The 24,559-nt window shown below is 53.9% G+C and carries 23 protein-coding genes; 8 read left to right on the top strand and 15 right to left on the bottom strand.

The window, feature by feature from the left end; genetic code table 11:
* Positions 1 to 8: 8 nt before the first annotated feature.
* The 4 genes from KE531_17335 to KE531_17320 all read left to right on the top strand — a co-directional run bounded on the left by KE531_17335 (position 9) and on the right by KE531_17320 (position 4,099).
* Positions 9 to 1,622 (top strand): amidohydrolase, encoded by a 1,614-nt coding sequence (locus KE531_17335; GenBank protein ID MBR9955354.1) that lies wholly within the window; start codon positions 9 to 11, stop codon positions 1,620 to 1,622.
* 73 nt (positions 1,623 to 1,695) lie between these two features.
* Complete coding sequence (locus KE531_17330) at positions 1,696 to 1,872, top strand: hypothetical protein (GenBank protein ID MBR9955353.1); 177 nt, start codon at positions 1,696 to 1,698, stop codon at positions 1,870 to 1,872.
* Positions 1,862 to 3,454: a recombinase family protein gene (locus KE531_17325; protein ID MBR9955352.1), complete on the top strand. Its 1,593-nt coding sequence runs from the start codon at positions 1,862 to 1,864 to the stop codon at positions 3,452 to 3,454. The genes KE531_17330 and KE531_17325 overlap by 11 nt, the downstream gene beginning before the upstream one ends.
* 75 nt (positions 3,455 to 3,529) lie before the next feature.
* Complete coding sequence (locus KE531_17320) at positions 3,530 to 4,099, top strand: ABC transporter substrate-binding protein (GenBank protein MBR9955351.1); 570 nt, start codon at positions 3,530 to 3,532, stop codon at positions 4,097 to 4,099.
* 62 nt (positions 4,100 to 4,161) lie between these two features.
* Here KE531_17320 and KE531_17315 read toward each other — a convergent pair whose 3' ends face one another.
* A complete protein-coding gene (locus KE531_17315; protein MBR9955350.1) occupies positions 4,162 to 5,373 on the bottom strand; it encodes a D-alanyl-D-alanine carboxypeptidase in 1,212 nt (403 codons plus the stop codon).
* A 292-nt stretch (positions 5,374 to 5,665) separates the two neighbouring features.
* Here KE531_17315 and KE531_17310 point away from each other — a divergent pair, with 292 nt between their 5' ends.
* Positions 5,666 to 7,111, top strand: a complete 1,446-nt coding sequence (locus KE531_17310) for a polysaccharide deacetylase (GenBank protein MBR9955349.1) — start codon at positions 5,666 to 5,668, stop codon at positions 7,109 to 7,111.
* 47 nt (positions 7,112 to 7,158) lie between these two features.
* On the opposite strand, the gene KE531_17305 is transcribed toward KE531_17310, so the two are convergent.
* The 8 genes from KE531_17305 to KE531_17270 all read right to left on the bottom strand — a co-directional run bounded on the left by KE531_17305 (position 7,159) and on the right by KE531_17270 (position 14,455).
* Positions 7,159 to 7,959 (bottom strand): KilA-N domain-containing protein, encoded by an 801-nt coding sequence (locus tag KE531_17305; GenBank protein MBR9955348.1) that lies wholly within the window; start codon positions 7,957 to 7,959, stop codon positions 7,159 to 7,161.
* 169 nt (positions 7,960 to 8,128) lie between these two features.
* The gene (locus tag KE531_17300; protein ID MBR9955347.1) at positions 8,129 to 8,815 is read right to left on the bottom strand and encodes an epoxyqueuosine reductase; all 687 of its coding nucleotides are present in this window, start codon (positions 8,813 to 8,815) and stop codon (positions 8,129 to 8,131) included.
* A gap of 79 nt (positions 8,816 to 8,894) precedes the next feature.
* Positions 8,895 to 9,848, bottom strand: coding sequence for a GTPase (locus KE531_17295; GenBank protein ID MBR9955346.1), 954 nt, complete (start codon positions 9,846 to 9,848; stop codon positions 8,895 to 8,897).
* 8 nt (positions 9,849 to 9,856) lie between these two features.
* Positions 9,857 to 11,083, bottom strand: a complete 1,227-nt coding sequence (locus KE531_17290; protein MBR9955345.1) for a GTP-binding protein — start codon at positions 11,081 to 11,083, stop codon at positions 9,857 to 9,859.
* Between the two features lie 135 nt (positions 11,084 to 11,218).
* Positions 11,219 to 12,037 (bottom strand): metal ABC transporter permease, encoded by an 819-nt coding sequence (locus KE531_17285; GenBank protein MBR9955344.1) that lies wholly within the window; start codon positions 12,035 to 12,037, stop codon positions 11,219 to 11,221.
* The gene (locus tag KE531_17280) at positions 12,037 to 12,750 is read right to left on the bottom strand and encodes a metal ABC transporter ATP-binding protein (GenBank protein MBR9955343.1); all 714 of its coding nucleotides are present in this window, start codon (positions 12,748 to 12,750) and stop codon (positions 12,037 to 12,039) included. Before KE531_17280 ends, KE531_17285 begins: the two co-directional genes overlap by 1 nt.
* The gene (locus tag KE531_17275; GenBank protein ID MBR9955342.1) at positions 12,747 to 13,784 is read right to left on the bottom strand and encodes a zinc ABC transporter substrate-binding protein; all 1,038 of its coding nucleotides are present in this window, start codon (positions 13,782 to 13,784) and stop codon (positions 12,747 to 12,749) included. Before KE531_17275 ends, KE531_17280 begins: the two co-directional genes overlap by 4 nt.
* Positions 13,781 to 14,455 (bottom strand): HAD family hydrolase, encoded by a 675-nt coding sequence (locus tag KE531_17270; GenBank protein MBR9955341.1) that lies wholly within the window; start codon positions 14,453 to 14,455, stop codon positions 13,781 to 13,783. The genes KE531_17275 and KE531_17270 overlap by 4 nt, the downstream gene beginning before the upstream one ends.
* 218 nt (positions 14,456 to 14,673) lie before the next feature.
* On the opposite strand from KE531_17270, the gene KE531_17265 reads away from it, so the two are divergent.
* The gene (locus KE531_17265) at positions 14,674 to 15,717 is read left to right on the top strand and encodes a PTS sugar transporter subunit IIC (protein MBR9955340.1); all 1,044 of its coding nucleotides are present in this window, start codon (positions 14,674 to 14,676) and stop codon (positions 15,715 to 15,717) included.
* A gap of 708 nt (positions 15,718 to 16,425) precedes the next feature.
* Positions 16,426 to 18,153, top strand: coding sequence for an N-acetylmuramoyl-L-alanine amidase family protein (locus KE531_17260; GenBank protein MBR9955339.1), 1,728 nt, complete (start codon positions 16,426 to 16,428; stop codon positions 18,151 to 18,153).
* 75 nt (positions 18,154 to 18,228) lie between these two features.
* Here KE531_17260 and KE531_17255 read toward each other — a convergent pair whose 3' ends face one another.
* The 6 genes from KE531_17255 to KE531_17230 form a co-directional block, all read right to left on the bottom strand.
* Complete coding sequence (locus KE531_17255) at positions 18,229 to 18,729, bottom strand: flavodoxin domain-containing protein (GenBank protein MBR9955338.1); 501 nt, start codon at positions 18,727 to 18,729, stop codon at positions 18,229 to 18,231.
* 69 nt (positions 18,730 to 18,798) lie between these two features.
* Positions 18,799 to 19,221, bottom strand: coding sequence for a winged helix-turn-helix transcriptional regulator (locus KE531_17250; GenBank protein MBR9955337.1), 423 nt, complete (start codon positions 19,219 to 19,221; stop codon positions 18,799 to 18,801).
* A gap of 105 nt (positions 19,222 to 19,326) precedes the next feature.
* A complete protein-coding gene (locus tag KE531_17245; GenBank protein ID MBR9955336.1) occupies positions 19,327 to 20,538 on the bottom strand; it encodes an ABC transporter permease in 1,212 nt (403 codons plus the stop codon).
* Positions 20,532 to 21,344: an ABC transporter ATP-binding protein gene (locus tag KE531_17240; GenBank protein ID MBR9955335.1), complete on the bottom strand. Its 813-nt coding sequence runs from the start codon at positions 21,342 to 21,344 to the stop codon at positions 20,532 to 20,534. The genes KE531_17245 and KE531_17240 overlap by 7 nt, the downstream gene beginning before the upstream one ends.
* A 12-nt stretch (positions 21,345 to 21,356) precedes the next feature.
* Positions 21,357 to 22,673, bottom strand: a complete 1,317-nt coding sequence (locus KE531_17235; protein ID MBR9955334.1) for an HlyD family efflux transporter periplasmic adaptor subunit — start codon at positions 22,671 to 22,673, stop codon at positions 21,357 to 21,359.
* Between the two features lie 187 nt (positions 22,674 to 22,860).
* Complete coding sequence (locus KE531_17230; protein ID MBR9955333.1) at positions 22,861 to 23,691, bottom strand: carbon-nitrogen hydrolase family protein; 831 nt, start codon at positions 23,689 to 23,691, stop codon at positions 22,861 to 22,863.
* Positions 23,692 to 23,782: 91 nt separating this feature from the next.
* Between KE531_17230 and KE531_17225 the strand changes: the two genes are divergently transcribed.
* Positions 23,783 to 24,544, top strand: coding sequence for an ABC transporter ATP-binding protein (locus tag KE531_17225; GenBank protein ID MBR9955332.1), 762 nt, complete (start codon positions 23,783 to 23,785; stop codon positions 24,542 to 24,544).
* Positions 24,545 to 24,559 lie beyond the last annotated feature (15 nt).

Genomic DNA, 24,559 nt, shown 5'->3' with positions numbered 1-24,559 from the left:
AACCAAAGATGAGACAGATTTATTATAACGGCACAGTCTATACCGGCGAACTGCCCCTTTTGGAAGCCTTTGCCGTAGAGGATGGCCGCTTTCTTTTTGCCGGCACAAACGAGCAGGCCAAGGAGGCCGCAGGATCTGAGGACGAGCTTATCGACCTTCAGGGAAATTTTGTGTGCAGCGGCTTTAACGACAGCCACATGCACCTGCTTGGATACGGCAACCTGCTCCGCTCCGCCAACCTGTCCGAGCACACGAAAAGCCTTTCGGACATGATTGCATGTCTGAAGGAATTTTCTATGGCGCATCCGCCGAAGGAAGGCGGCTGGATCATCGGCCGCGGATGGAACCAGGACTATTTCGACGATGTAAACCGGATGCCGGACCGGTATGACCTGGATCAGGTTTCCAAGACGGTGCCGGTCTGCGCCGTGCGTGCCTGCGGCCACTGCCTTGTGGTAAACAGCCGGGCCATTGAACTTCTCGGCATCACAGCCGATACGCCGCAGCCAGACGGCGGTGAGATTGGCCTCATGGACAAAACGCCGGACGGCCGTTTCTTTGACAATGCCATGGATCTCGTAAATAAGGCCCTTCCTGCGCCGGATAAGGACGAGATCAAGGAGATGCTGATCCAAGCCTGCCATGCCCTCAACGCATACGGCGTCACAAGCTGCCAGTCCGACGATTTCGTCGCCTTTAAAAATGTGCCCTGGCAGATGGTAATCGAGGCCTATAAGGAATTGGAGGCAGAAGGAAAGCTTACGGTCCGCGTCAATGAGCAGAGCCATTTTACCAACGTGGAGTCTTTTTCTGCTTTCTTAGAGGCAGGCTATAAGACTGGCGTCGGCTCCGACATGTTTAAGATCGGGCCGTTAAAGGCTTTCGGCGACGGCGCTCTTGGTGCCAGAACTGCCTACTTAAGCCGTCCCTATGAGGACGAACCGTCCACTCACGGTCTTTCCCTGTACACCCAGGAGGAGCTTGACAGCCTTATCTCCTTTGCCCACAAAAACGGGATGCAGGCCGCCATCCACACCATCGGCGACGCCTGCCTCGACCAGGTGTTACATGCATACGAAAAAGCCATGACAGAGGATCCGGGAAAGGATCTCCGCCACGGCATCGTACACTGCCAGATTTCCAGAAAAGACCAGCTGGAAAAGATCTGCCGCCTGGGCCTTCACGTCTATGCCCAGAGCATTTTCTTAGACTATGACATCCATATCGTAAAAGAACGTGTCGGCGAAGAGCTGGCCTCCACCAGTTACAGCTGGAAGAGCCTGATGGAAGGCGGTGCCACGGTCAGCAACGGCACGGACTGCCCGGTGGAAATGCCGAATGCGCTGGCCGGCATCCAGTGCGCCGTGACGAGGCAGAACCTGGACGGTACCATGCCGCCCTATCTTCCGGAACAGGCCTTTACCGTAAAGGAAGCCCTGGACAGCTACACGAAGGCCGGCGCCTATGCAAGCTTTGAGGAAACGTCCAAAGGACAGATCGCCCCGGGAATGGCGGCAGATTTCGTTGTCCTCGGGAAAAATCCCTTCGAGGTGAAACCGGAGACCATCCGGGACATCCCGGTCTGCGCCGCCTATCTTGCCGGGAAAAAGGTGTACGGCTGATAAGCGCCAATCGGGAATAGGATAAGCCGCCCCGCACATAAGATACCATGACAAAAACTGCGGGGTGGTTTCCATGAAAAAGCAGAAACCCATCTATTATCTTCTCATGAAGCCGGACGCCAATCCGGCTTTGTTACATGAACGGAAAGACTCCCTGTGCCGGCAGGGATACCTCGTCATTACTGTCCGGGAAGGCAGACAGGACATGAAGGACGGACTCCGGGAGGTGATCCGGAATCATGTTTCCTGACACGAAACCTGTCATCGACGGCTATGTGCGGCTTTCCAGGGACGACAACCGGCGCAGTTATACCTCCATTGAAAATCAGAAGAAGATCATTCTTCAGTACGCCGCCCAGAACGGCATGACCGTCCGGCACATTTACGAGGACGACGGTTTTTCCGGCTATTCCTTTGACAGGCCAGGCTTCCGGGAAATGATGGACAATCTGGACTCCATCCGCATCCTTGCAGCCAAGGATCTTTCGCGGATCGGCCGGCACAACGCCAGGGTGCTGCTCTTTTTAGAGGAAATGGAGGAGCTTGGAAAGCGGGTCATTTTAATCGACGACAACTACGACTCCTTTTCCTCGGACGACGACATCATCGGCATCAAGACCTGGGACAATGAGCGCCATGTGAAAAGCACGAGCCGAAAAGTGAAGCGCATCAAAAAAATGGAACAGGAAAGCGGGACGTTAAAATCCGTACCGCCCTTTGGCTACACCTGGCACCCTTTAAACCACAGCCTGCTTCTCATCGACGAGGAGGCCGCTGCTATCCTGACTCTGGAGAAAGACCTGTACCTGGCGGGAAACGGGATCCGAAAGATTGCGGAAATCCTCACAGACCGCGGCGTCCCCACGCCCACCATGCTTAAAAAGGAGCGCTGCGAGGCCCTGGGGCTTCCTTACCGCCGGAAGGCCGCCGATGTCTGGAGTTACAGCATGGTAAAGGATACGCTGTTCAACGACTTCCACAACGGTGTCCTGCGAACCCACAAACGGGAACGCGCCACCATCAACGGCAAAGACAAAAAAGTGCCGGAAGAAAAGCAGTATGTCTTTCCCGGCCATCATCCGAAAATCTTTGACGACAGCACATGGAACCTGCTCTTAAAGGTAAAGGAAAGCCGCGGCCGCAATGGCTACCGGGGGCAGAAAAAGCATAAAAGCCTCTTTTCCGGCTGCCTCTACTGCAAGGACTGCGGCGGAAAAATGACGGCCATAAACCGCCCCGGGCGGAAAAAGTATTATGTCTGCGGCACCTACAACAAAAAAGGAAAGCGGTTCTGCGGCGCCTCCCATACAATCATGGAAGAAACTCTTGTGAAGGCCGTAATCCGTTATCTGGCGCTCTGCGGCGGCTGCATGGATGACGCGTTAAAGGACATGGATCTTTCCGCGATAACGCCAGGCTACTCTCCTGCAAACAGTCAAAAAAGGCTGGAGGGCGAACTGAAAAGGGCCAGGGAGGAGCTTAAAACCATGATCGCCCAGAAAACAAAAGAGCTTACGGCAAACCCGTCCGCAAAAGAGCTGATTGCCGAAACCTACGCATCTCTCCAGGACGAAAAAATAGAACAGATTTCAGCCCTGAAGCAAAAGCTTTCGTCCCTGGAGACGGACTTCCCGTCTCCCGTCCAATCGTCTGCTCCTGCCCTTTTTCGGGAGTTTCTGGAGAAAAAATCCCTCACACGGGCTGATATCGAAGTCCTTGTGGAAAGCATTTGGGTCGATCAGGACGGAAATGCCGACATTTTCTTACGGTACGGGCTCCCAGACAGGGACATTCCGGCTTTCTGCGGCACGGCAGACAGCCCGTCCGGATAAGAATCCCAAAACAGTCAGGCTTCTCCCCACGATCTGCCGCTTTCATGGCTCATTGGAGCCGAGAAGGCCGGCGGCATGCCGGAAATGGTCTTTGAATACATCCTGAAAAAACACGGCATCGACCCGAGAACCGACCTTACCATCGATCAGAGCATCAGCTTCGGCAATACGGCGGCGGCTTTCACCAACGACGACTCCGATTATACCGTGGAATTTGAGCCCTACGCCACAAGCTTAGAGCAGGAAGGCGTCGGCCATGTGGTTGCCTCTCTCGGGAAAGAATCCGGCTATGTGCCTTATACGGCCTACTGTGCGAAAAAAAGCTACATGGAAGCCAATCCGGACATCATCCAGAAGTTTACCAACGCCATCCAGAAGGGCATCGACTATGTGAACAGCCATTCCTCTGCGGAGGTCGCCGAGGTCATCGCGCCGCAGTTTAAGGAAACTGACAAAGAGACCCTGGCGGCCATCATCGACCGCTTCAAATCCGAGGACACCTGGAAGGACAATACAGTCTTCGAGCCGGAAAGCTTTGACCTTCTCCAGAATATCTTAGAGGAAGCCGGCGAGCTTGACGGGCGCGTCCCCTATGAGGATCTTGTGACGACGGAATTTGCAAAAAAGGCGGCAGAGGGAAACTAACGCTCTGCCCCACAAAGGAAAAATCCCTGCGGGCCATCTGAAACCCACAGGGATTTTTCTTTTTACACCATCATCGCTTCCCACACGCGCTTTAAATGATCGGGATAGGCTGCCTCCCTTGCATCCCCGCCGGCAACCACCGGCACCTTTCCCAGCTCCTCCCCGTTCAGGCGGTAGACGAGATAACCGACGGTATCGCCTGCGGCGACGGGAGCCATGACCTCATTTTCCAGCACCAGCTCCTTTTCGATGGCATTCAGATCTTCGCCGGACAGGCTTAAGTAGGAAAAAGTGTCTCCATATTTTAAAGGCAGTGTTTCCGGGATACCGTTTCGGACAGTAAGCTCCGGCAGGGCCGGCATCTCCTCGTCCCGGTACAGGCGGCAGTTGGCGTAGCCGTAATTGAGGAGCGTCACCGCATCGTTGAACCTGGTCTTATAATCCGGCGCTGCCATGATGGCGGCAATCAGCTCCACCCCGTCCTTTTTCGCCGTAGCTGACAGACAATATTTTGCAAGGCTGGTGGAGCCGGTTTTTAAGCCGGTCACTTCAAAATTCGTCGCCATCTTAAGGAGACGGTTGGTGTTGGAGAGGCCGAACTCCTTCGTCCCCTGCTTTGTCACATGGGTGATGTTTTCCATCCAGATGGTCGAGTAATTGGAAATCTGCGGGTACTTCGTGATTAACTCCCTGGACATGACGGCAATGTCCCTGGCCGTCGTCACATGCTCCGGGGAATCCGTAAGGCCGCAGCAGTCGATGAATTTCGTATTCGTCATCCCGAGGCCTTTTGCCCGCTCGTTCATCATGGCGACAAAGGTCTGTTCATCGCCGGCTATGTACTCGGCCATGGCCACCGAAGCGTCGTTCCCGGAGGCGATGACGATGCACTTGATTAAAGTCTCCACCGTCTGAATCTCCCCTTCCTCCAGGTACACCTGGGAGCCGCCCATGGATTTTGCGTAGGCGCTGGTGACGACCTCGTCCGACAAATGGATTTTCCCCGACTGGAGCGCGTCAAACGTCAAAATCAGCGTCATGATTTTTGTCACGCTGGCCGGGTTCCTTTTTTCGTCGGCATTTTTTTCATAGATGACTGTCCCGGTACTGGCTTCCATGAGGAGCGCCGACGGCGCGCCGATCTCCGGCCCTGCACTGGCGGCCGTCTCCAAGCCGTCTTCTGCCTCCGCGCGGATTCCGCCGCCGAAAAACATGGCAGCGGACAGAAGTACGGCAGCCGCCTGTCTCACACATTTCCTGCAAAATTTTTTCATACCATTCTCCAGCTTTTCTTCCTTTATAAAATATGGCCGGGACAGCGCACAAATTCCAGTATTTCGCGCCTCCCGCCGTGTTACAAAAATTGACACGAAATTTCCCAACGCGGATGACAGGCCGGGGGCTTTATGGTATAATGACCAAATAGCGGGCATTATACCAGCGCATACCGGTTTCCGCGCCTGCCGCGGAAAGCCGGGCGCTAAATTCCGCCGGAGGCCCATGGCCGGCGGACATGGTATATGTTCACGCGCCCCAAAATACCTCACAGCAACAGGAGTTGATACAATGCAGTACGAAGATGACTACAAGCGCCGCCGCGCTTACGTTTCCCGTTCCCGAAAGTACAGAAAACGCCAGCGTATGGTGCGGATTCTGATATTTTTCCTGGTTCTTGGCGCCGTGATCCTGGCAGTCGGGATCGGCGGCTATTTCCTGCTCCAGAGCAGGAAAAAACATAATTTCCTGTCCTCGCAGTCCGGAGACCCCCAATCCGGCGATCCGGTTTCCGCCGCAGAGGCGACCACGGAAGAGACCACCACAGACGACAGGGAAGCCAGGCTCACTGCCCTGCTCGCCGATGCAGAGGCTCTTGCCCTTACTTACGACTATGACGGAGCCATTTCCCTTCTTACCGAAAGCGAATTTTCGGAAGAACAGGCTGTAACCGATGCCATCGCTTCCTATGAGGAGACGAAGTCCACCCTGGTGCGCGCCGACATAAGCACCATTACCCACGTGTTCTTCCACTCCATCATCATGGACAATTCCAAAGCCTTTGACGGCGACGCCGACGAGGCCGGCTACAACCAGGTGATGACGACAAAAAGCGAATTCTTAAAAATCCTGGAGCAGATGTACGAGCGGGGCTATGTCCTCGTAAAGCTTCATGATATCGCCTATGAGACGACGGATGAAAACGGCAATGTGAAATTTGTGGCAGGCGACATCATGCTGCCGCCCGGAAAGAAGCCCTTTGTCATGTCCCAGGACGACGTATGCTACTATGACTACATGACCGGCGATGGCTTTGCGACCCGTCTTATCATTGGTGACGACGGAAAGCCCACCTGCGAGATGACGATGGACGACGGCACGGTCTCCGTCGGTTCCTATGACCTGATTCCCCTCTTAGAGGATTTCATTACCGAACATCCGGACTTTTCCTATAAGGGCGCCAGGGCTGTCATCGCCTTTACCGGCTATGAGGGCGTCATGGGGTACCGGACGGATCCGTCCTACGAGGGTACGAATCCCAACATCGAGGCAGACCGCCAGACTGTCCGTGAGCTGGCCCAGTGCCTGCGGGACAACGGATGGGAGCTGGCCTCCCATAGCTGGGGCCACATCAACATGACCTCCCGCTCCTTAGACACCGTAAAGACGGATACGGACAAATGGGATAATTATGTGGAGTCCCTGATCGGCGATACGGATATTATTCTCTATCCTTTCGGCGCCGATGTGGGCGACTGGCATGCCTACACCATGGACAACGCCAAATTTGCCTATCTCTACGAAAAGGGCTTCCGCTATTTCTGCAACGTGGATTCCGCCCAGGCCTGGGTACAGCTCGGGGACAAATACCTCCGCCAGGGACGGCGGAACCTGGACGGCTACCGGATGTACTACGACCTTCCGGAGACGAATCCGAAAAAGGATCATCTGAGCGACCTGTTCGATGTATCCGAGGTCTTTGACAGGGAACGGCCGGTGCCGGTACCGCCGATGTAACGGACAAAGAATATATTTTAATTCCCCCGAATTCGGGGGAATTAAAATTATTTCAAAACCTTTGTAGTCTGTTCTTCCAAAATGGACATCTGGTGTATGGCGATCTTATTAAGTTTTATTAAGCGTTCTTTTTGGCATAAGCCATCTTCAATCAGCACTGCATTGATATTTTCCATATTAGACAGGCATATCAGTTCATTTATACTTGCATAATCCCGAATATTGCCCTTTTTATCAGGATTCTTATCTCTCCATTGTTTTGCAGTCATGCCAAATAATGCCATATTAAGGACATCTGCCTCAGACGCATAAATGATAGAGGTCTGTTGCGGTGTAAGTTCTGGCGGAATGAGATTAACCTTAATTGCATCGGTATGTATCCTGTAATTGATTTTTGCTAGTTCCCTCTTGGCACTCCATCCAAGTAAAGCCTGCTCTTCCTTCTTTAACCGTTCAAATTCCTTGATAAGATATAATTTGAACTGCGGAGATACCCAGCTTGCAAACTCAAATGCAATATCTTTATATGCGTATGTCCCTCCATATCGCCCCGCTTTTGCCACAATTCCTTTTGAATTTGTGCGGGATACCCATTGCTTAACAGACATAATAAAACGGTTTAATCCCGCCTCCAGCATGATTTCTTCATAGGCGGAGATATTAAAATCCGCATTATACATTTCTTCCCATATGCCAAGAAATTCTATCGTATTTTTATTTCGCAACCATTTTTCTATTAGGGCAGGTCCATTGTCAATTTTCCTTACCATATCGGTTAACGAGATATAATCATCTTCGTCAATTTGCAGTACCTGTATTTCCGTACCATCGACATTAAGTTTCCCCATAAGCACAATCCTTTCGTTTATTATGTATCAACATCTTTCCCCTATAAGCCCTTTGCAGTACTGCAATAAATACCCATAAGAATTTTTCTCGTCGCTCGGATAAATTCGAAGCCCCAGTGTTCCCTGCTGATTTCCAAATTGGTTACACGGCCGCAGACATCCCTACGTCTCAGCCATCCGCCAGGTACCGCTTCGTGTACGGGCACACCGCAAAGCATAGCCCGCAGAGATCCGTCTCAATGCCGGTGGCCTCTTTCATCCTCCGCACCTGCATGTCCTTGCAGGCCTTCCGCTGAAGAATCTCCTCCCGCTCCACCTTCGGATTCCAGAGCACACCGTTCAGGGCATGGGCTGGACACTGGCTCACGCAGACCGTACAGCCGCCGCAGCGGCTTTCCGTTACGGGCGTGCCGCAGGGAAGCGGGGCATCGGTCAGCAGGGTAGACAGGCGCACGGCACTCCCATACGTTTCTGTCACCAGCAGGCAGTTTTTCCCGATCCAGCCCAGCCCGGCCCGCGTCGCCGCGGTTTTATGGGGCAGCGGCGTCCGCCACTCCTCGTTCATGACGACCGCATCCGTCGTATTTGCCATGGCCTGATAGCCCTTTCCTTTCAGGAACTCCGCACCACAAATCACGATTTTGTTCAGCTTCGCATTCAAAGAATGGTACGCCTCATAATACTCCTTTGTCGGCGCAGTCTGCAAATCCCTCACAATCGTTTTCGGAACCGGGACGGCCACCGATACGCCGGTCTTCATGGCTCCGGAAACGATGCCATTCAAATCTGCGATTCCCATAAGCACTGCCCCTTCCGCTTTTAACAGGCTGAACAGTTCCTCTTTTAGTTTCTCCATCTCTTCCATAAGTCCTCCCCCAGAAATGTATCTCCAATGAAAAACCAGGCGGGGATATGCATCCCCGCCCTCTGTCTTTCTAAAACTGTACGATTTCCTTGATCTCTTCTGCCGGTTCCACAGACTCGGCGTATAGAACCGGGCCGACGCCGTCATAGTCCTGCCAGAATTCATAGGCCATCTTCGCGCGCACTTTGACCCACTGGCCGGTTTCCAGGTGTCTCGCCTCTCTGGCCTTGCAGATAAAGCCTAAAAACGTCATGTCGGCCTCACAGCATGTCATGGCCATCCGCCCCGGCACGAAATAATTCTTCGGGAATTCCGGCGATTTTAAAACCATGGCCGTGAATTCCACCACCTTACCGCTGTACCGGTCTTCCTTGTCGAGAGCGTCAATGTACCAGATTCCGAAAGCATCCGGGGAAATCTCCACCACGTCAGCCTTCAGATCATACGGCAAATCTTCCTCTAAAACCTCCTGCTCGATCTCCCCTTCTGCGTCCTCGAAGATCAGCTCCGCCTGCGGGTTCAATGCCTTCAGGCCGCGGCGGTACCTCGTCAGGTTCTCGTCGGTCACGTCGTCGCAGCGGTTCATGATAATCAGCTCCGACTGTCTCACAAGAAGGGACAGAAGCGGCTTCATGTTGTTTAAATAAAGCTCAAAGGTCGAGCCGTCGATAATGGTAATCTGCTGGAAAAGCTGCCAGGTATCCGGAAGCTTTAACTGATCCTGGGGCCACATGCCGTTCCACTCAATTAAGACGCGGTCCGGGTCATAGAGAGCCTCCAGGCGTCCGAAAAAGTCCTCGTCCAGCTCATCAGCGCTCTCCACGGTGACAAGCTTTGTCTTCGTCTTCTTTAAAAGCTCTTTGTCATATTCCGTATCGCCCTCCTCACAGAGGATCAGCACTGTCGTCCCGTCAGACTGGAAATATTCCTGGGTCAGGGTAAAGGAAATAAACTGGGTTTTTCCTGCCTCCAGAAAGCCGTTGATAAGAAACACCGGCATTTTTTCTTCATTATATCCGCTCATATGGTCTCCTATTTCTCAAAAGCCGCCTTCAGCTCGTCTTCCTTTAAATTGGAACCGATCACGCAGACCTTGCCGGTATAAATCGGCTCGCCGGTGCGGATTTCCGTCTCCTCGGGAACAAGATCAAAGTAGTACCATGTCCCGTCCTCGCCCGGGAGCATTCCCTTGGCGCGGAGTACCTGGCCGTACTTCTCACTGTGGGCCAGATCGGATAAAAGCGTCTCCAGCTTTTCTTTCCCGATGGTGCGGTTCGTCTCCAGGCCCCAGCTTGTGAAAATCTCATCGGCATCATGGCCATGGTGATGATGGTGGTGATGGTCGTGGTCATGGCCGCAGCAGCACTCTTCGCCGTCCTCGTGATGGTGGTGGTGATGCTCATGGTCATGATCGTGGCCGCACTCGCATTCTTCGCCGTCTTCATGGTGATGGTGGTGATGCTCATGGCCGTGGCCGCACTCGCACTCCTCATCGTCGTGGTGATGATGATGCTCATGGCCATGGCCGCACTCACACTCTTCCTCATCATGATGGTGGTGATGGTGCTCATGGTCATGGCCGCAGCAGCACTCCTCGCCGTCTTCGTGATGGTGGTGATGGCCCTCTCTCACTTCCTTAAGAAGCTGCTCTGCCATATCGTCCGCCGGTTTTTCGATAATCGAAAGGAGCTGCGCTCCCGTAAGCTCGCTGCACGGCGTCGTCACGATGGCTGCCTTCGGGTTCTTCTCCCGGATTAACTCCACGCACTGTGCCACCTTATCGGCATCGGCCACATCTGTCCTGCTTAAAACGATGGTGCCGGCGCTCTCAATCTGGTTATTGAAAAATTCGCCGAAATTCTTCATATACATTTTACATTTCATGGCATCCACGACGGTCACGGAGCCATTTAACTCCACCGGAATCTCACCGGCCACGTCGCAGACGGCCTTCATAACGTCGGAAAGCTTGCCGACGCCGGACGGCTCGATGATTACCCGATCCGGCTGGTACTTCGAGAGCACCTCTGACAAAGAACGGCCGAAATCGCCGACTAAAGAACAGCAGATGCAGCCGGAATTCATCTCACGGATCTCGATGCCGGAGTCCTTCAAAAATCCGCCGTCGATGCCGATCTCACCAAACTCATTCTCGATTAAAACCACCTTCTCGCCGGCGATGGCTTCCTTCAGAAGCTTTTTTATAAACGTCGTCTTTCCGGCTCCCAGGAAACCGGAAATAATATCAATTTTTGTCATGATAACTCCTTCCCGGAACATGGACGGAAGTCCGCTCCATGTCCATGTGAACGCGCGCAGGCGCAGCAACTCTTTTCATTGTAACTTTAGCACAATTTTTTTTATTGTCAACCGGTTCCCCGGATTTTTGCGGCATCAGCCCACTTTCCGGACGGCCCGGATCAGGGAAAAGATCCCAAAAGCCGCCATGTTTACCACTACCACACTGGCCCCGGCCGGGATGGAATACTGGTAAGAAAGGACTAACCCCACAAAAAAGCAGGCGACGGCAACGACACCCGAGGAAATGATGACGCCGAGAAAGCTCTTAAAAATCCGCATGGAAGTCAGAGCCGGGAAAATAATCAGGCTGGAAATCAGCATGGCCCCCATCATCCGCATGCCGAGAACGATGGTAACGGCCGTGAGGACGGCGATCACCATGTTGTAAGCCGGGACATTAACCCCGGTGGCCCTTGCAAAATTTTCATCAAAGGTGACGGCAAACACCTTATTGTAGCAGAACAGAAACATGCCGAGGACAACGGCCGAAAGCGCCACGGAAAAGATGACGTCCGTCCGGCTCATGGCTAAGATGCTGCCGAACATGTAGCTGCTGACGTCGGTCGTCATGCCTGTGGTTAAGGACGTGACAATGATTCCGACGGCCAGGGAGCCGGCCGAAATCATGGCGATGGCCGCGTCGCTTTTGATCTTCCCGTTTCCCGTAATCCGGAGCAGCAAAACGGCCGCTGCCACCACCACCGGGATCGAGACGGCAAGAGGCGCCCACCCGAAGGCGACGGCCACCGAAAGGGCCCCGAAGGACACATGGGATAGCCCGTCCCCGATCATGGAATACCGCTTCAGGACAAGGCTGACGCCAAGAAGGGCCGCGCAGAGGGACAGCATAAGCCCGCCCGCCATGGCCCGGACGATAAACGGATAGGAAAACATTTCTGAAAGAACCTGGATCATTCGTCTCCACCTCCCAGGAATTTTCTGCCGCAGTCAGACAGCCGGTACTCCTCTACTGTGCCGTAAAACAGCACGGTCTGCCCGAGATGCAGGATCTTTTTCGCCTGCCCCACAATATTCTGGACATCGTGGGACACCATCAGGACGGCCACGCGGCTCTCGCGGTTCAACTGGCGGATCACATGGTAAAAATCCTGCATGGTGGCCGGATCCAGGCCGGTAATCGGCTCGTCCAAGATCAAAAGCTTATCCGTGGCACAGAGCGCCCTGGCGATCAGGACGCGCTGCTTCTGGCCGCCGGAGAGGTCGCGGTAGCAGCTCTTTTTTAACTCCGAAATCCCGAGCCGTTCCATATTGAGAAGCGCCGTCTTTTTCTCCGCCTGGGAATAAAACGGCCGGTTTCCCCGCTTCCCGAGGCAGCCGGAAAGTACCACCTCAAACACGGTCGCCGGAAAGTCCTTCTGGGAACTGGTCTGCTGGGGCAGATAGCCGATGCCGGAGCGCTTTAGCTCCTCTGACATGGTGATTGTGCCGCCCGTGGGCTTTAAAAGCCCCAAAAGGCCTTTCATCAGCGTACTTTTCCCGGAGCCGTTTTCCCCGACGATGCAGAGATAGTCGCCGGGCCAGATTTCCATGGACACGTCTTTCACCACGTCGTAGTTTTCGTATCCAAAATCCACATGTTCACAAGTTATCAAAGGCTGATTCATTCACACAGTCCCTTCCGAAGATTTTTCACATTGGTTTCCATCAGTTCCAGGTAGGTGACGCCGGCGTCAAACTCCCGCCTCGTCACGTTATGGCAGGAATGGAACAGAAGCGGTTCGGCTCCTGTCTCCTCGCCGATGATCTCTGCCACACGTGGGCTGGAAAGCTCCAGATAGTAGACGGCGGGGATATGTTCCTCCCGAACCTTGTCGATTAAATAGGCGATGGTCTTGGCGCTGGGCTCCGTGTCCGTGGAGCAGCCGGAAAAGGCCGCCCGGTATCGAAGCCCGTATTCATCGGCAAAATACCGCAGCGGGAACTTGTCGCCGAAAATCATGATATCGCGCTTTGCCTCCGCCACCACGCCGGCAAATTCCGCATCCAGCTTTGAAAGCTTTGCAAGGTACGCTTCTGCCCCGGCCTCATAGTCTTTTGCATGCTCCGGATCTGCTTCCTTTAAGGCAGCGGAAATCACATTCACAATCTCCATGGCATTGGCCGGCGACGTCCAGATGTGCTCGTCGTATTCAATCTCGTAGAGGGACTCGTCTTCCGCGTCATGCCCGTCTTCCCCGTCTTCGTCATGGCCGTGCTCATGCTCATGGCCGCTCACTTCCATGCCTTCGACAATCTCCTCTTCCACCACATCCACATGGTCCATCATCGTGACGACGGTCATGGACGGCGTATCGAGGGAGGAAAGCACCTGGCTCACCCACTGTTCCATGTGGCCGCCGTTGCAGATAAACAGGTCGGCTTCCTCGATCAGGCGGATGTCGGCCGGCGTCGGCTCAAAGGAATGGCTGTCCATACCGGCGGGGATCACCATGGAAAGCTCGATGTTTTCGCCTGCAATCTGTCTCGTAAAGTCATAATACGGAAAAAGCGTCGTCACCACCTTAAGGGGATGTCCCGCTTCTGCCGGAACTTCCGCTCCCCCGCCTTCCCCGCTTCTCCTGCACCCGGAAAGCGCCAGGCAGGAAACAGCGGCTGCCAGTGCAAACATGAACACGCCTTTTAAAAAGCCAGATCTCATTCTGCATCCCTCATGGCCTTTAAGATCTCTGTCATGTCCTCCGGCCGTTCAATCATGTAATCGGGCGAAAAGGCCAGAAGCTCTTCCCGCGTCCGGAAGCCCCAGAGGACGCCCACCGTCGCCATACCGGCGCCTTTTCCCGTCCGCATGTCGGTGTTGGTGTCGCCAAAGTACAGGCATTCCTCCGGCTTCGCCCCAAGAAGCCCGGCCGCCGTCTTTGCGCCTTTGGGATCCGGCTTTTTCGGTATGGTCTCCGACTCGCCGATCACCACCTTAAACAGGCCGTTTTCAAAGACTCCGTTCACCGTGTCCTCCGCCTGGGCCTGTGGTTTGTTGGAAACAATGCCGAGGCCTAGGCCGCAGGATTTCGCATAATGCAAAAATTCCAGGATTCCGTCGTAGGCATAGAGATCGTGGAGACAGTTCTCAGAAAAAATCTCCATATAAATCGGAAGAATCTCTTCATAATGGGAAAGCGCTTCATCGCCTGCCAAAAGCAGGGCGCGCTTCATCTGCATCTTGTAGCCGTCGCCGACGATGGTTTTCATCTGGTCTTCCGTAAGCGGCCCCAGGCCAAATTTCTCAAGAGCCAGATTGGTGCAGTAAGTCAGCGCATGGATGGAATTTACAAGTGTCCCGTCCAGATCAAAAATACAGCATTTATATTTCATAAGTTCACTCCTGTCTTTTCTTAACAGCCCCAAAATGCCTGCATTCCCGGGCTGCCAGCGCATTTTATTTTAGCATAAGCCTTCCGGAATAGCAAGGAAAGGATTCCCAGGGATTGTTATTATTTTGTCATTAACAGGCGTTTCCCTTGCCATTTCCCGCGAGTTATGGCAGAATACGGAAAAATGAGCTGCCAGTACGGTTAAAAAGGAGAATCGCCATGAAAACTGTTAAAAATGAGCACCGGGAAACCTGGAAGGAATTCCTGGAAAGAAAAGAAATCCGCATCACACCTCAAACGTATCTGATCGACGCCCTTGGAGCCATGGCCTTCGGCCTCTTTGCCTCGCTTCTTATTGGAACAATTTTCTCCACCCTGGGAGAAAAATGCGGCGTCGGACTGTTCCTCACCATCGCAAATTATGCAAAAAGCGCCACCGGCGCGGCCCTTGGCGTCTCCATCGCCTATGCTTTAAAGGCGCCGCAGCTCGTCCTCTTTTCCGCGGCCGCCGTCGGCATTGCCGGAAATGAGCTGGGCGGCCCCGTCGGCGCCCTGGTCGCTGCTGTGATTTCCACAGAGCTTGGAAAGCTGGTGTCAAAGGAAACCCGCGTGGACATCCTCGTAACGCCCGGCGTCACCATCATCACCGGCGTCCTCGCCGCCCAGTTCGCAGGGCCTGCTGTCTCCCGATTCATGACGCTGTTCGGGGATCTGGTAAAATCTGCGACGGAAATGCAGCCGTTTTTCATGGGAATCCTCGTTTCCGCGCTGATCGGCATCGCCCTGACACTTCCCATCAGCAGCGCGGCCATCTGCATCATGCTGGGCCTCGACGGCATCGCAGGCGGCGCAGCCACGGCCGGCTGCTGTGCCCAGATGGTAGGCTTTGCTGTTTTAAGCTTCCGCGAAAACGGCTGGGGCGGCCTCTTCGCCCAGGGCCTCGGTACTTCCATGCTCCAGATGGCAAACATCATAAAGAACCCGAAAATCTGGCTCGCTCCCACCATGGCTTCCATGGTGACGGGGCCCGTTTCCACCATGATCTTCCGCCTGGAAAACATCCCGGCCGGCTCCGGCATGGGAACCTGCGGCCTGGTGGGCCCCATCGGAATCTATACGGCCATGCCGGACGGCGGCATGAACATGTGGATCGGGATTTTTCTCGTCTGCTTCCTTCTTCCCGCTGTTCTGACTCTCGCCTTCGGCGCGGTTTTCAGGCGGATCGGATGGATTCGTGAGGGCGATATGAAGCTGGACTTATAACCTTATTAGAAAAAATTATTAAATATTCTAAAAATACCCCCCCCCACTATATATTGACTACATTTTATCTCCATGCTATGATTGATTTTGTACAAAATGTCAAATTTTGTATAAAAAATTTTGCAAGGAGGTTGAGTTATGAAAAAGGTTTTCGCAGCGGCACTGGCGGCAGTCCTGTCCATGAACACGGTGTGTACCGCCTTTGCCGCCACAAAACTGGAAGCTCCGCAGGTATGGTGGAGCGAGGAATGGGAGGCCGTGCCGGAATGGAGCCGGGTGGAGGACGCCGGCGGGAAGTACCAGATGGAGGCAGTAAGCGACAACGGCTGGACTTTTAGTTCCACCCACTCCACAAGGATCACATCTGCCCCTGATGTCTTTTCCTTCTATGGCTTCCGCAATCAGATTGAAGAAAGCGGCGCTTACAAATTCCGTGTCAGGGCTCTTGGGGATGATATCGAAACGAAAACCAGTGACTGGTCGGAGTATTCCGAAGAATGGAATTTCGCAATGCCGGACATTTCCTTTGGCGTCCCGGAAAATCCTCATTGGGAAGGCACCACTATCGTTTGGGATGAGCCTTCCGACGCACTTTCAGCCGAGTATTCCGAGTACATTGCCGGATATGAAATTGCGCTCTATGTGGACGGGAAATGGGATATAATCTACGACGATGCACAGGCTCCGGAACTCAATGTTGCCGAAGACATGGTGGAGGAAGGCGCAGAATATACCTTCGACATCCGCACTGTCAGCAGCATGCCGTCCAAGATTTTCCATAGTAAAGCCGTCTTCGGAGATACTTATGACGCTTCCGAAGAAAATGCCGGCGTATCCGGTACCATCGACGGAATCTTAAACTCCGATGACCCGGAAGCTATCACGACGGCTCCTGACAAGCTGGCAGAAAACCGCGATAAGGTTCAGGTTGCCATGCAGACAGAACCGGAAGTGGTAAAAAAGATTGCCGAACTGGAGGCCGCATACGCAAAGGAAAACGGCATTGTAACAAAGATTGACGCCTCCAACGACACCGGAATCGACGCAGGCAAGATCGAAATCGTCGGCGCCGGCCTCAACGCAGAGGCTCCCGGCAGCACCGTCAGCTTCCGCGTCACCAAGCCGGAAGAAGAGGTGATGGTAGACCACACCGCATACCGGAACACGGTGCAGGTGGACTTCTCTCTTGTTGGTGCTGCCGAAGAGTTAAAGGTTCCCGTCCAGATCACCATCCCGATCCCGGAAACCATCAATCCGAAGTTCTTTGCTGTTCTCCACTATCACGCGGACGGAAGCTATGACGCAATCCTGCCGCCGGATCAGCTTCGGTTAAACGGCGACGGCACGGCGACCTTCACGGTGACAAGCTTCAGCACCTTCGTGCTGGCAGAAATCGGCGCAGAGCCGGAGACTCCGGTCACGCCAGTCGCAACACCGTCCAATGCCACGGAATTTAAAAACCTCGTCAAGTCTCTTCCTGACGCAGAAAGCCTGGAGGATTACGAGGCGGCCGCTTCTGGCATGGCCATGCTCCGTGAGGCACTTTTAAATGACAAGGCAGATGCCGGCGACCTCGATGCTGCCATGGTTGAAAAGCTGGATGGGCTTGTCCAGGCTCTCGCCGCTTTCGACGACGAATTTTCCATGGATGTCGAGCTGGACGGCGAGCTGGTTGACGACGTCATCGGCGCACACCTGCTGGCTTATGTCATGGGCGGAGGCGATGCGGAGTCCGTATTCATCGGACACAAGTCCCTTGCGACGGCAAGCAACGCCACCAAGCTGAAATTTGACCTGGAAGGCATGCTCCGGATGAAGGACGGTTCCGAAAAGAAGCTTTCTTCTTTAAAGACACCGTTAATCCTTTCCATCGCAGCCCCTGCCTCCTACGATGAGGTACATAAGTCCTCCGATAAAATCTCCGGCGACGGAATCAAACAGGGGACGGTCGACTACGAGGACGGAATCATCACAGTCTTCACCACGAAGCTCGGAACTGTCATGGTGAAAGGCACTTCCTCCAGCTCCTCCGGAAGCGGCTCCGGCTCCGGCGGAAGAAGCGGCGGCGCACGCTCCGGCATCGTGAAGGAAAGCGATCTTCCGAAGTCTCCCATTGGCGGCTCCTGGAAGCTTGTGGACGGAAAGTATTCCTACTATTACAGCGATGGGACAAGAGCGGAAAACTGCTGGCTTGAGATCAATTCTGTCTGGTATTTCTTCGGAAAAGACGGAATCATGGCAACGGGCTGGCTCAAAGACAACGGAAACTACTTCTACCTGGATCCGGCCACCGGCGCCATGGCAACAGGCTGGAAGGAAATCGACGGAACCTGGTACTACTTCAATGACATTGGAAACGGCTTTAAAGGCATGATGTTCGCCGGCACAACGGTGGACGGCTATGTGCTTGATGAGAGCGGTGCCTGGGTGAGATAAATGGAAAAGGCGGCGGAAATTGGGAAATCCCGTTTCCGCCGTCCTTACTTTTTATGAATCCTTCTTTCTAATCCATCAATTCCCCTGTCCACCAAAGAGCTCCACTGCCTTTATGGCCATCCGCTCCCCGTATGTTAAAAAGGTCTCCACGCTCTCATCCAAACGGCTGCTCACGGCCACCGGCCCCAGATGGATCACTGGCTTTCCGTAAGCGCCGCCGCCGGAATACGTCATCATGCCGTACACCATCATATGATCGAGAATCAGGCGGATTCCCAGGTCGCCGCCGCCGTGTACATAATCCTCTGTCGCAAAGGCCCCGCCGAGCTTTCCGGCAAGCTGGCATTTTTTGCAGGGGCCGTCCAGCCAGTCCTTGACTGCGGCGCAGACGCTTGAGACGTAAATCGGAGAGCCCAGGACGATACATCTGCTCTCTGCTGCCCATTCCTCATCGACCTCCTCAATGGGGCAGACCTTCGCCGCGACTCCGTCGACACGTTCCATTCCCTCTGCGATGACCTTTGCCATCTTCTCCGTGTTGCCTGTCTTTGAGTGGTACAGTACCATCATTTTCATGTGCATTTCCTCCATTTCTTTTTTATCTCAAATGATGTATATACATCATTATGATACGGAAAAACAATCTCACAGCTCCTGAAGAAGTTCCAGAAGCTCCTCGAGCGCCTTTAACCGTTCCTGCCCTAACCTGGACTCAAACTGGCGCTGGGCGGCCGTCCAAAGGGCGGCCGCTTCCTGCAAAACAGCCGTTCCCTGTTCGGTCAGCTCCAGGACACTGTCCCTGGCCCCCTCTTTCCTGCCGTCCCGGATATATCCGGCCTGGATCAGGGGCTTTAAGCTCCTTGCAAGGGTCGAGCGGTCCAAAAGCATAACTTCCGCCAGCTCGCGGACATTGCAGCCCTGATGCCCAGAAACCGCATACAGCAGGGAATACTGCCTCGCAGTCACACCGGAAGGCACAAGGAAGCGGTCATAGAACGCTATGACATTTTCTGCGCTTCTTCTCATTTTCAGACAGTGGCAGGACGTATTGTCAATTCTCTTGCCCATGGATAGCCTTTCCCTTTCTCATTTTAGTGTATATACATCATATCGCAGAGATAAAAATTTGTCAAGGAAAGCTGCTTTCCGCTTTCCCTGACAAATTCCTTTTCCCTATTCGTACCGCAGCGCATCAATCGGATCTGCCTTTGCCGCCTTCGATGCCGGATAAATCCCGAAGAAAATTCCCACGATGGCCGAAAACGAAACAGCCATAAGAATCACCGACGGCCGTACAATGACCTTCATCTGAAGCGCCGCACCGCCTGCCATGACGATGGATACGGCCAACGCCACGCCGATGATGCCTCCGCAGGCCGAAAGGATGGCCGATTCCGTCAAAAACTGGATCATCACATCCCGCGTCCGCGCGCCAAGGGCCTTTCGGATGCCGATTTCCCTGGTTCGCTCGGTCACGGACACCAGCATGATGTTCATGATGCCGATGCCGCCCACAAGAAGGGAGATGGCCGCAATCCCGCCAACGGCCGCAGACAGGGCACCCATGACCTGATCCACGCTTCCCATTTCAGCAACCGCCGTCACCGTGTAAAAGTCCTCCGGATTCCTGTTTTTAATCTTTGCGATAAATGCCGTGAGCCGGTTCATGAAGTCTGTCATGTCCGTCCCGTCGGCCGCAAACAGGTGGCACTGGTAAAAATTGTCGTTGGGCCACGTTAAAAGCGTGTAGGGGAGAAACGCCGAACCGGTGCTGTCATTGCTCCCCATGAGCAGAGCCTGGAACGGGCTCATTTCCTTATGGTAAACGCCGACCACCGTGTACTCGTCCGTGTCTCCGTAAATGGTTGTCCGGAAGGTCATTCCCACGGCATTTTCCACGCCGAACAGGTTCTTTGCACTCTTATCCTCAATGACGATATTTTTCCTGCGTCCCAGGATATCGCCCTCGTTTAAATACCGCCCATACAGAATCTCAACAGGCTGGACATTCTGGTAGGTGTAGTCGATTCCCTGGAAATTGAACTTCATTTTCATCCGCCCTGCCTGGACGTCCGTAGAAACCGAAGCGCTGCTGTCCATATAGGCGATCTCGTCGCCGAACGCCTCCTCAATCTGATCCAAATCATCCAGGGTAAAATAATCGCTGGTTCTCACATCGTCGATCCAGTACCCGATGGCCACATACGCCTGGGTGATGCCCACGTCCTTATAAAGGTCAGAGAACATCCCGCGCATGGTATCACCGATGGAGACGATGGAAATCACGGAGCCGATGCCGATGATGATTCCGAGCATCGTCAGGAAAGCCCGCATTTTATTGGCCTTGATGGCATGAAACGCCATGAACATATTTTCAATTAGCATCCTGCGGCCCCCTTTCCCGTTTTCTTATTGCTGTAAAGCCCCTTGGTGTGGATCGTGCCGCTGCCCTTCGTCGGGTTGGGGTTTTTCGCATCCTCGATGATCTGTCCATCGGAAAAGCGGATGATCCGGTCTGTGAAGGCCGCGATATTCTCCTCATGGGTGACGACCACAACCGTGGCGCCCGCCTTGTGAAGCTCGGAAAAAATCTCCATGATCTCAATGGAAGCGGCCGTGTCCAGGTTTCCCGTGGGCTCATCGGCGAGGATCAGGGGCGGCTCGTTGGCGAGAGCCCTGGCGATGGCAACCCTCTGGCGCTGGCCTCCGGAAAGCTCATTCGGCATATGGAATGCCCTGGCTTTCAGGCCGACGCAGTCCAAAAGCTCCATGGCACGCTCCGTCCGTTTTTTCTTGGACAGCCTCGCATACGTCATCGGAAGCTCCACATTTTTTAAAGCTGTCGTCCTGGAAATCAGATTAAACGACTGGAACACGAAACCGATCTTTAAATTCCTGACAGCCGAAAGCTCATCAGAGGAAAGCTCGGCCGTGTCAATGCCATCCAGATAGTATTTTCCAAGCGTCGGCCGGTCGAGGCACCCCAAAATATTCATGAGCGTCGATTTTCCTGAGCCGGAGTGTCCCATGATCGCCACAAATTCACCGCGTTTAATCGTGAGGCTGATTTTTTTTAAACCAAGGACACGAATCGCCCCGGTGTCGTAAATCTTCACGAGGTTTTCCAGCCGGATCAGGTCTTCGTGAAGGTTCTCCGTCACATAGGGAGAAAGCCTGTTTCTTCCAAACATAAAAGCCCCTCCTTACTGACCGCCGGCCGTCATGACGGCCATACCCTCGGTGTATGCTGCATTGGGCGCCGATACAATCAAAGTAGTCTCGTCCAGCACCTCACCCTCGGCCGGGATAATTTCGCACTCCACATCGCCCTCGACGCCGACGGTAATGGGAATCCAGTGGATCATTCCGCCGTTTACCGCCTGGACATAAGTCTCCTCGCCCACGCTTAAAATGGCGGATACCGGGACGCTTAAGGCATCCTTTGCTTCTTCCAGAATAATCTGGGCCTTGGCCGTGATCCCTGCGATCAGGCGCGTATTGTCTTCCAGGATCCGGATTTTCGTGGGGATGACCCGTTCACTGGAACCGCCGCCCTTTTCCTCGCCGGTCGGGGAAATGGAGATTACTTCACCCTGTACCGTCTCACCGTTTAAAATATCGGCGCTGATCTCCGCCGTCTGTCCCACGGCCACCTTTCCGATGGAATACTCGCTGACCTTGATTTCCAGCTCCAGCACGTCCAGATTTTCAATGACAAACAGCGGTTCCTCGTTTTCCATTTTATCGGCAAACCGGCCCACCTTCGTGTTTACCCGGACGACGGTACCGGCAATGGGGCTCTTGATTTTTGCATCGTCCAGCTCTTCCAGCTTCTTCTCATAATCGAAACGCGCCTTCTCGATCTGGAGCCGGTAGGAATCGTCTGCCGCCGGCTGGCCGTTCACAAGGGTGTAGGACTCCATGGTCCGCCTTGCGTCGTTCATGGAATTGGCCGCCGACTCCAGTTCCACCTGGGACATGCTGCCGCCGTCAAACAGAACCTTCGTCCTGTCATAATTGGCCTTGGCCGTCTGGTAGTCCTGGACAGCCTTTTCATAGCCCTGGCGCGCCTCCTTCATTTTTTCATTGTATGTAGTCACGGCCAGGTCATAGTCGTTCTTTGCGATTTCCACTTCTTTCTTGATGTTCGATTCATCCAGAATCGCAAGAACCTGGTCTTCCTCCACCCGGTCGCCCTCTTTCACCGGGATTTCCAGCACCTCGGCGTGGAGATTCGACACCACGTCCACGCTGTCGGTTCCCGAAACAGGGCCGCTGATGGAAAGCTTGCTTTTAATGTCCTTTTTGACCGGGTTTACGGTTGGGACGATGGATGGCTGCGCTTTCCCGCCGAGGGCATTCATGGCGGCAAAACCAAGGACAAGGAGTACGGCTGCGCCGATCAGGATCCGCCTGCGCTTCTTCCCTGCCTTTTTCTTTTTTGGTTTTTCCCCGGCCGTATTCATCAAAAGCTCCAGCTCTTTATCCACATCCTCCGGATGGATTCTCTCGTCATTCATGTCATAGTCCTCCTGCTTATACTGTTTCCGGCCCCTCTTTTTTCCGCCGTCACTTTCTATAACGAGCCATAAAAAGAAAACACTACAAGAAATTTTATTTTTCATGCAGTGTTTTCAGTATAACAGAAAATATTCATGGAATATAACTTTTATCTTCCGGTTTTCTTTCGGATTTCTGAAGATTTTCTTATTTTGTAATCACATCATAAAGGTCTGACCGCCGGTTCTTTAAAGACGGCATCTGCCTGCGGACTTCTTCTTCATATGTCAAGTCAATTTCTCCATAGAGGATTCCAGGCTCCGTGCCGGCTCTGGCCGTCACGCGGCCCCAGGGGTCAATCACCATGCTGTTTCCGTAAGCCGTATAAGCCGGCTTTGTCCCGGTCTGGGCCGCCGATATCAGATAGCATCCGTTTTCAATGGCGCGGGCACGAAGGAGCGCCTCTAAATGGGCCTCGCCCGTCTCCTTCGTAAAGCTGGCCGGGACAAAGATGACCTGCGCTCCTTTTAAGGCCAGAAGACGGTAAAGCTCCGGAAACCGCACATCGTAGCAGATGGACATGCCGAAAACGCCAAGCTCCGTCGTGACTGTTTCCATGGATTCTCCCGGGCAGACCCTATCGGACTCCCGGAAGGCCTTCCCGTCTGCCAGCGTAATATCGAAGGTATGAAGCTTCCGGCATTCCGAAAGGATTCTGCCGTCAGGGCCGATGAGGACGCTGGTATTATAGGCGCGCCTTTCGCCCGGAATCTCCTCGGTGATGCTGCCTCCATGGATGAAAATCCCCTTTTCCTTTGCCTTTTCCATCAGAAGCTCCGTGGAATAGCCCGGCACCGGCTCACGGCCGCCGCCCTCTCCCACGTTTCTTCCGATCAGGTTCATGACCTCCGGGAAGCAGACGAGGAGAGCGCCTTCTTTCGCCGCCTCATCGGCGTACCGAAGGGCCGTCTCCATATTCTTTCCCTTGTCATTCTGCGTGTCCATCTGAACCAGCGCAATCTTGTATTTTTCTGTCATAGCTCTCCTTTTTAAGTTTCCCGGAACATGCTCACACCCGGGCCGTCCGGACATATTCTAAAATAAAACCAGTATGTTTTCGAGGTATCCTATGATTCCCAAGCTGGAAGTAAAAGGCCTTGGCTACTCCTACCATACCGAGGAGGGAGAAACCCGGGCCCTTTCCGATATATCCTTTTCTGTCGGTGCCGGAGAATTCATCGCCGTTGTGGGGCCCTCCGGCTGCGGGAAATCCACGCTTCTTTCCCTGCTCTGCGGCCTCATCGAGCCGGAGGAAGGCACGATCCTTTTCGACGGAAAGCCGGTCACAAGAGGGCTTTCCGGCATCGGCTACATGCTCCAGAAAGACCACCTGTTTGAATGGCGCACCATCGGCTCCAACGCCGCGTTGGGGCTGGAAATCCAGCATAAGCTGGATGAAAGCCATAAAAAGAAGGTTTCTGATCTCCTGACGGCCTACGGCCTCAAAAGCTTCGAGGACGCCCGGCCGTCAGAGCTCTCCGGCGGCATGCGCCAGCGGGCGGCCTTAATCCGCACCCTGGCTCTGGAACCGGACCTTCTCCTCCTCGACGAGCCATTCTCCGCCCTGGATTACCAGACGCGGCTCGCCGTCTGCGACGACATAAGCACGATCATCAAAAAAAGGAAAAACACGGCCATTCTCGTCACCCACGACCTTTCCGAGGCCGTCAGTGCCGCCGACCGCATCCTGATCCTCTCGAAGCGGCCGGGACGCATAAAGGCCATCCTTCCGGTCACGTTCTCCGATCCCGGCTTAAGCCCCTTAGGCCGCCGGAACTCACCGGAATTTTCTTCCTATTTCAATGAAGTCTGGAGGATCCTGCAGGAATAGCCGCAGGCTCCTTCC

The organism is Eubacteriaceae bacterium Marseille-Q4139 (genome assembly GCA_018223415.1).
In the GTDB taxonomy this organism is placed as follows: Bacteria; Bacillota; Clostridia; order Lachnospirales; family Lachnospiraceae; genus CABSIM01.
The sequence above is the reverse complement of the archived record's forward strand: the minus strand, read 5'-3'. Positions and strand labels throughout refer to the sequence as shown.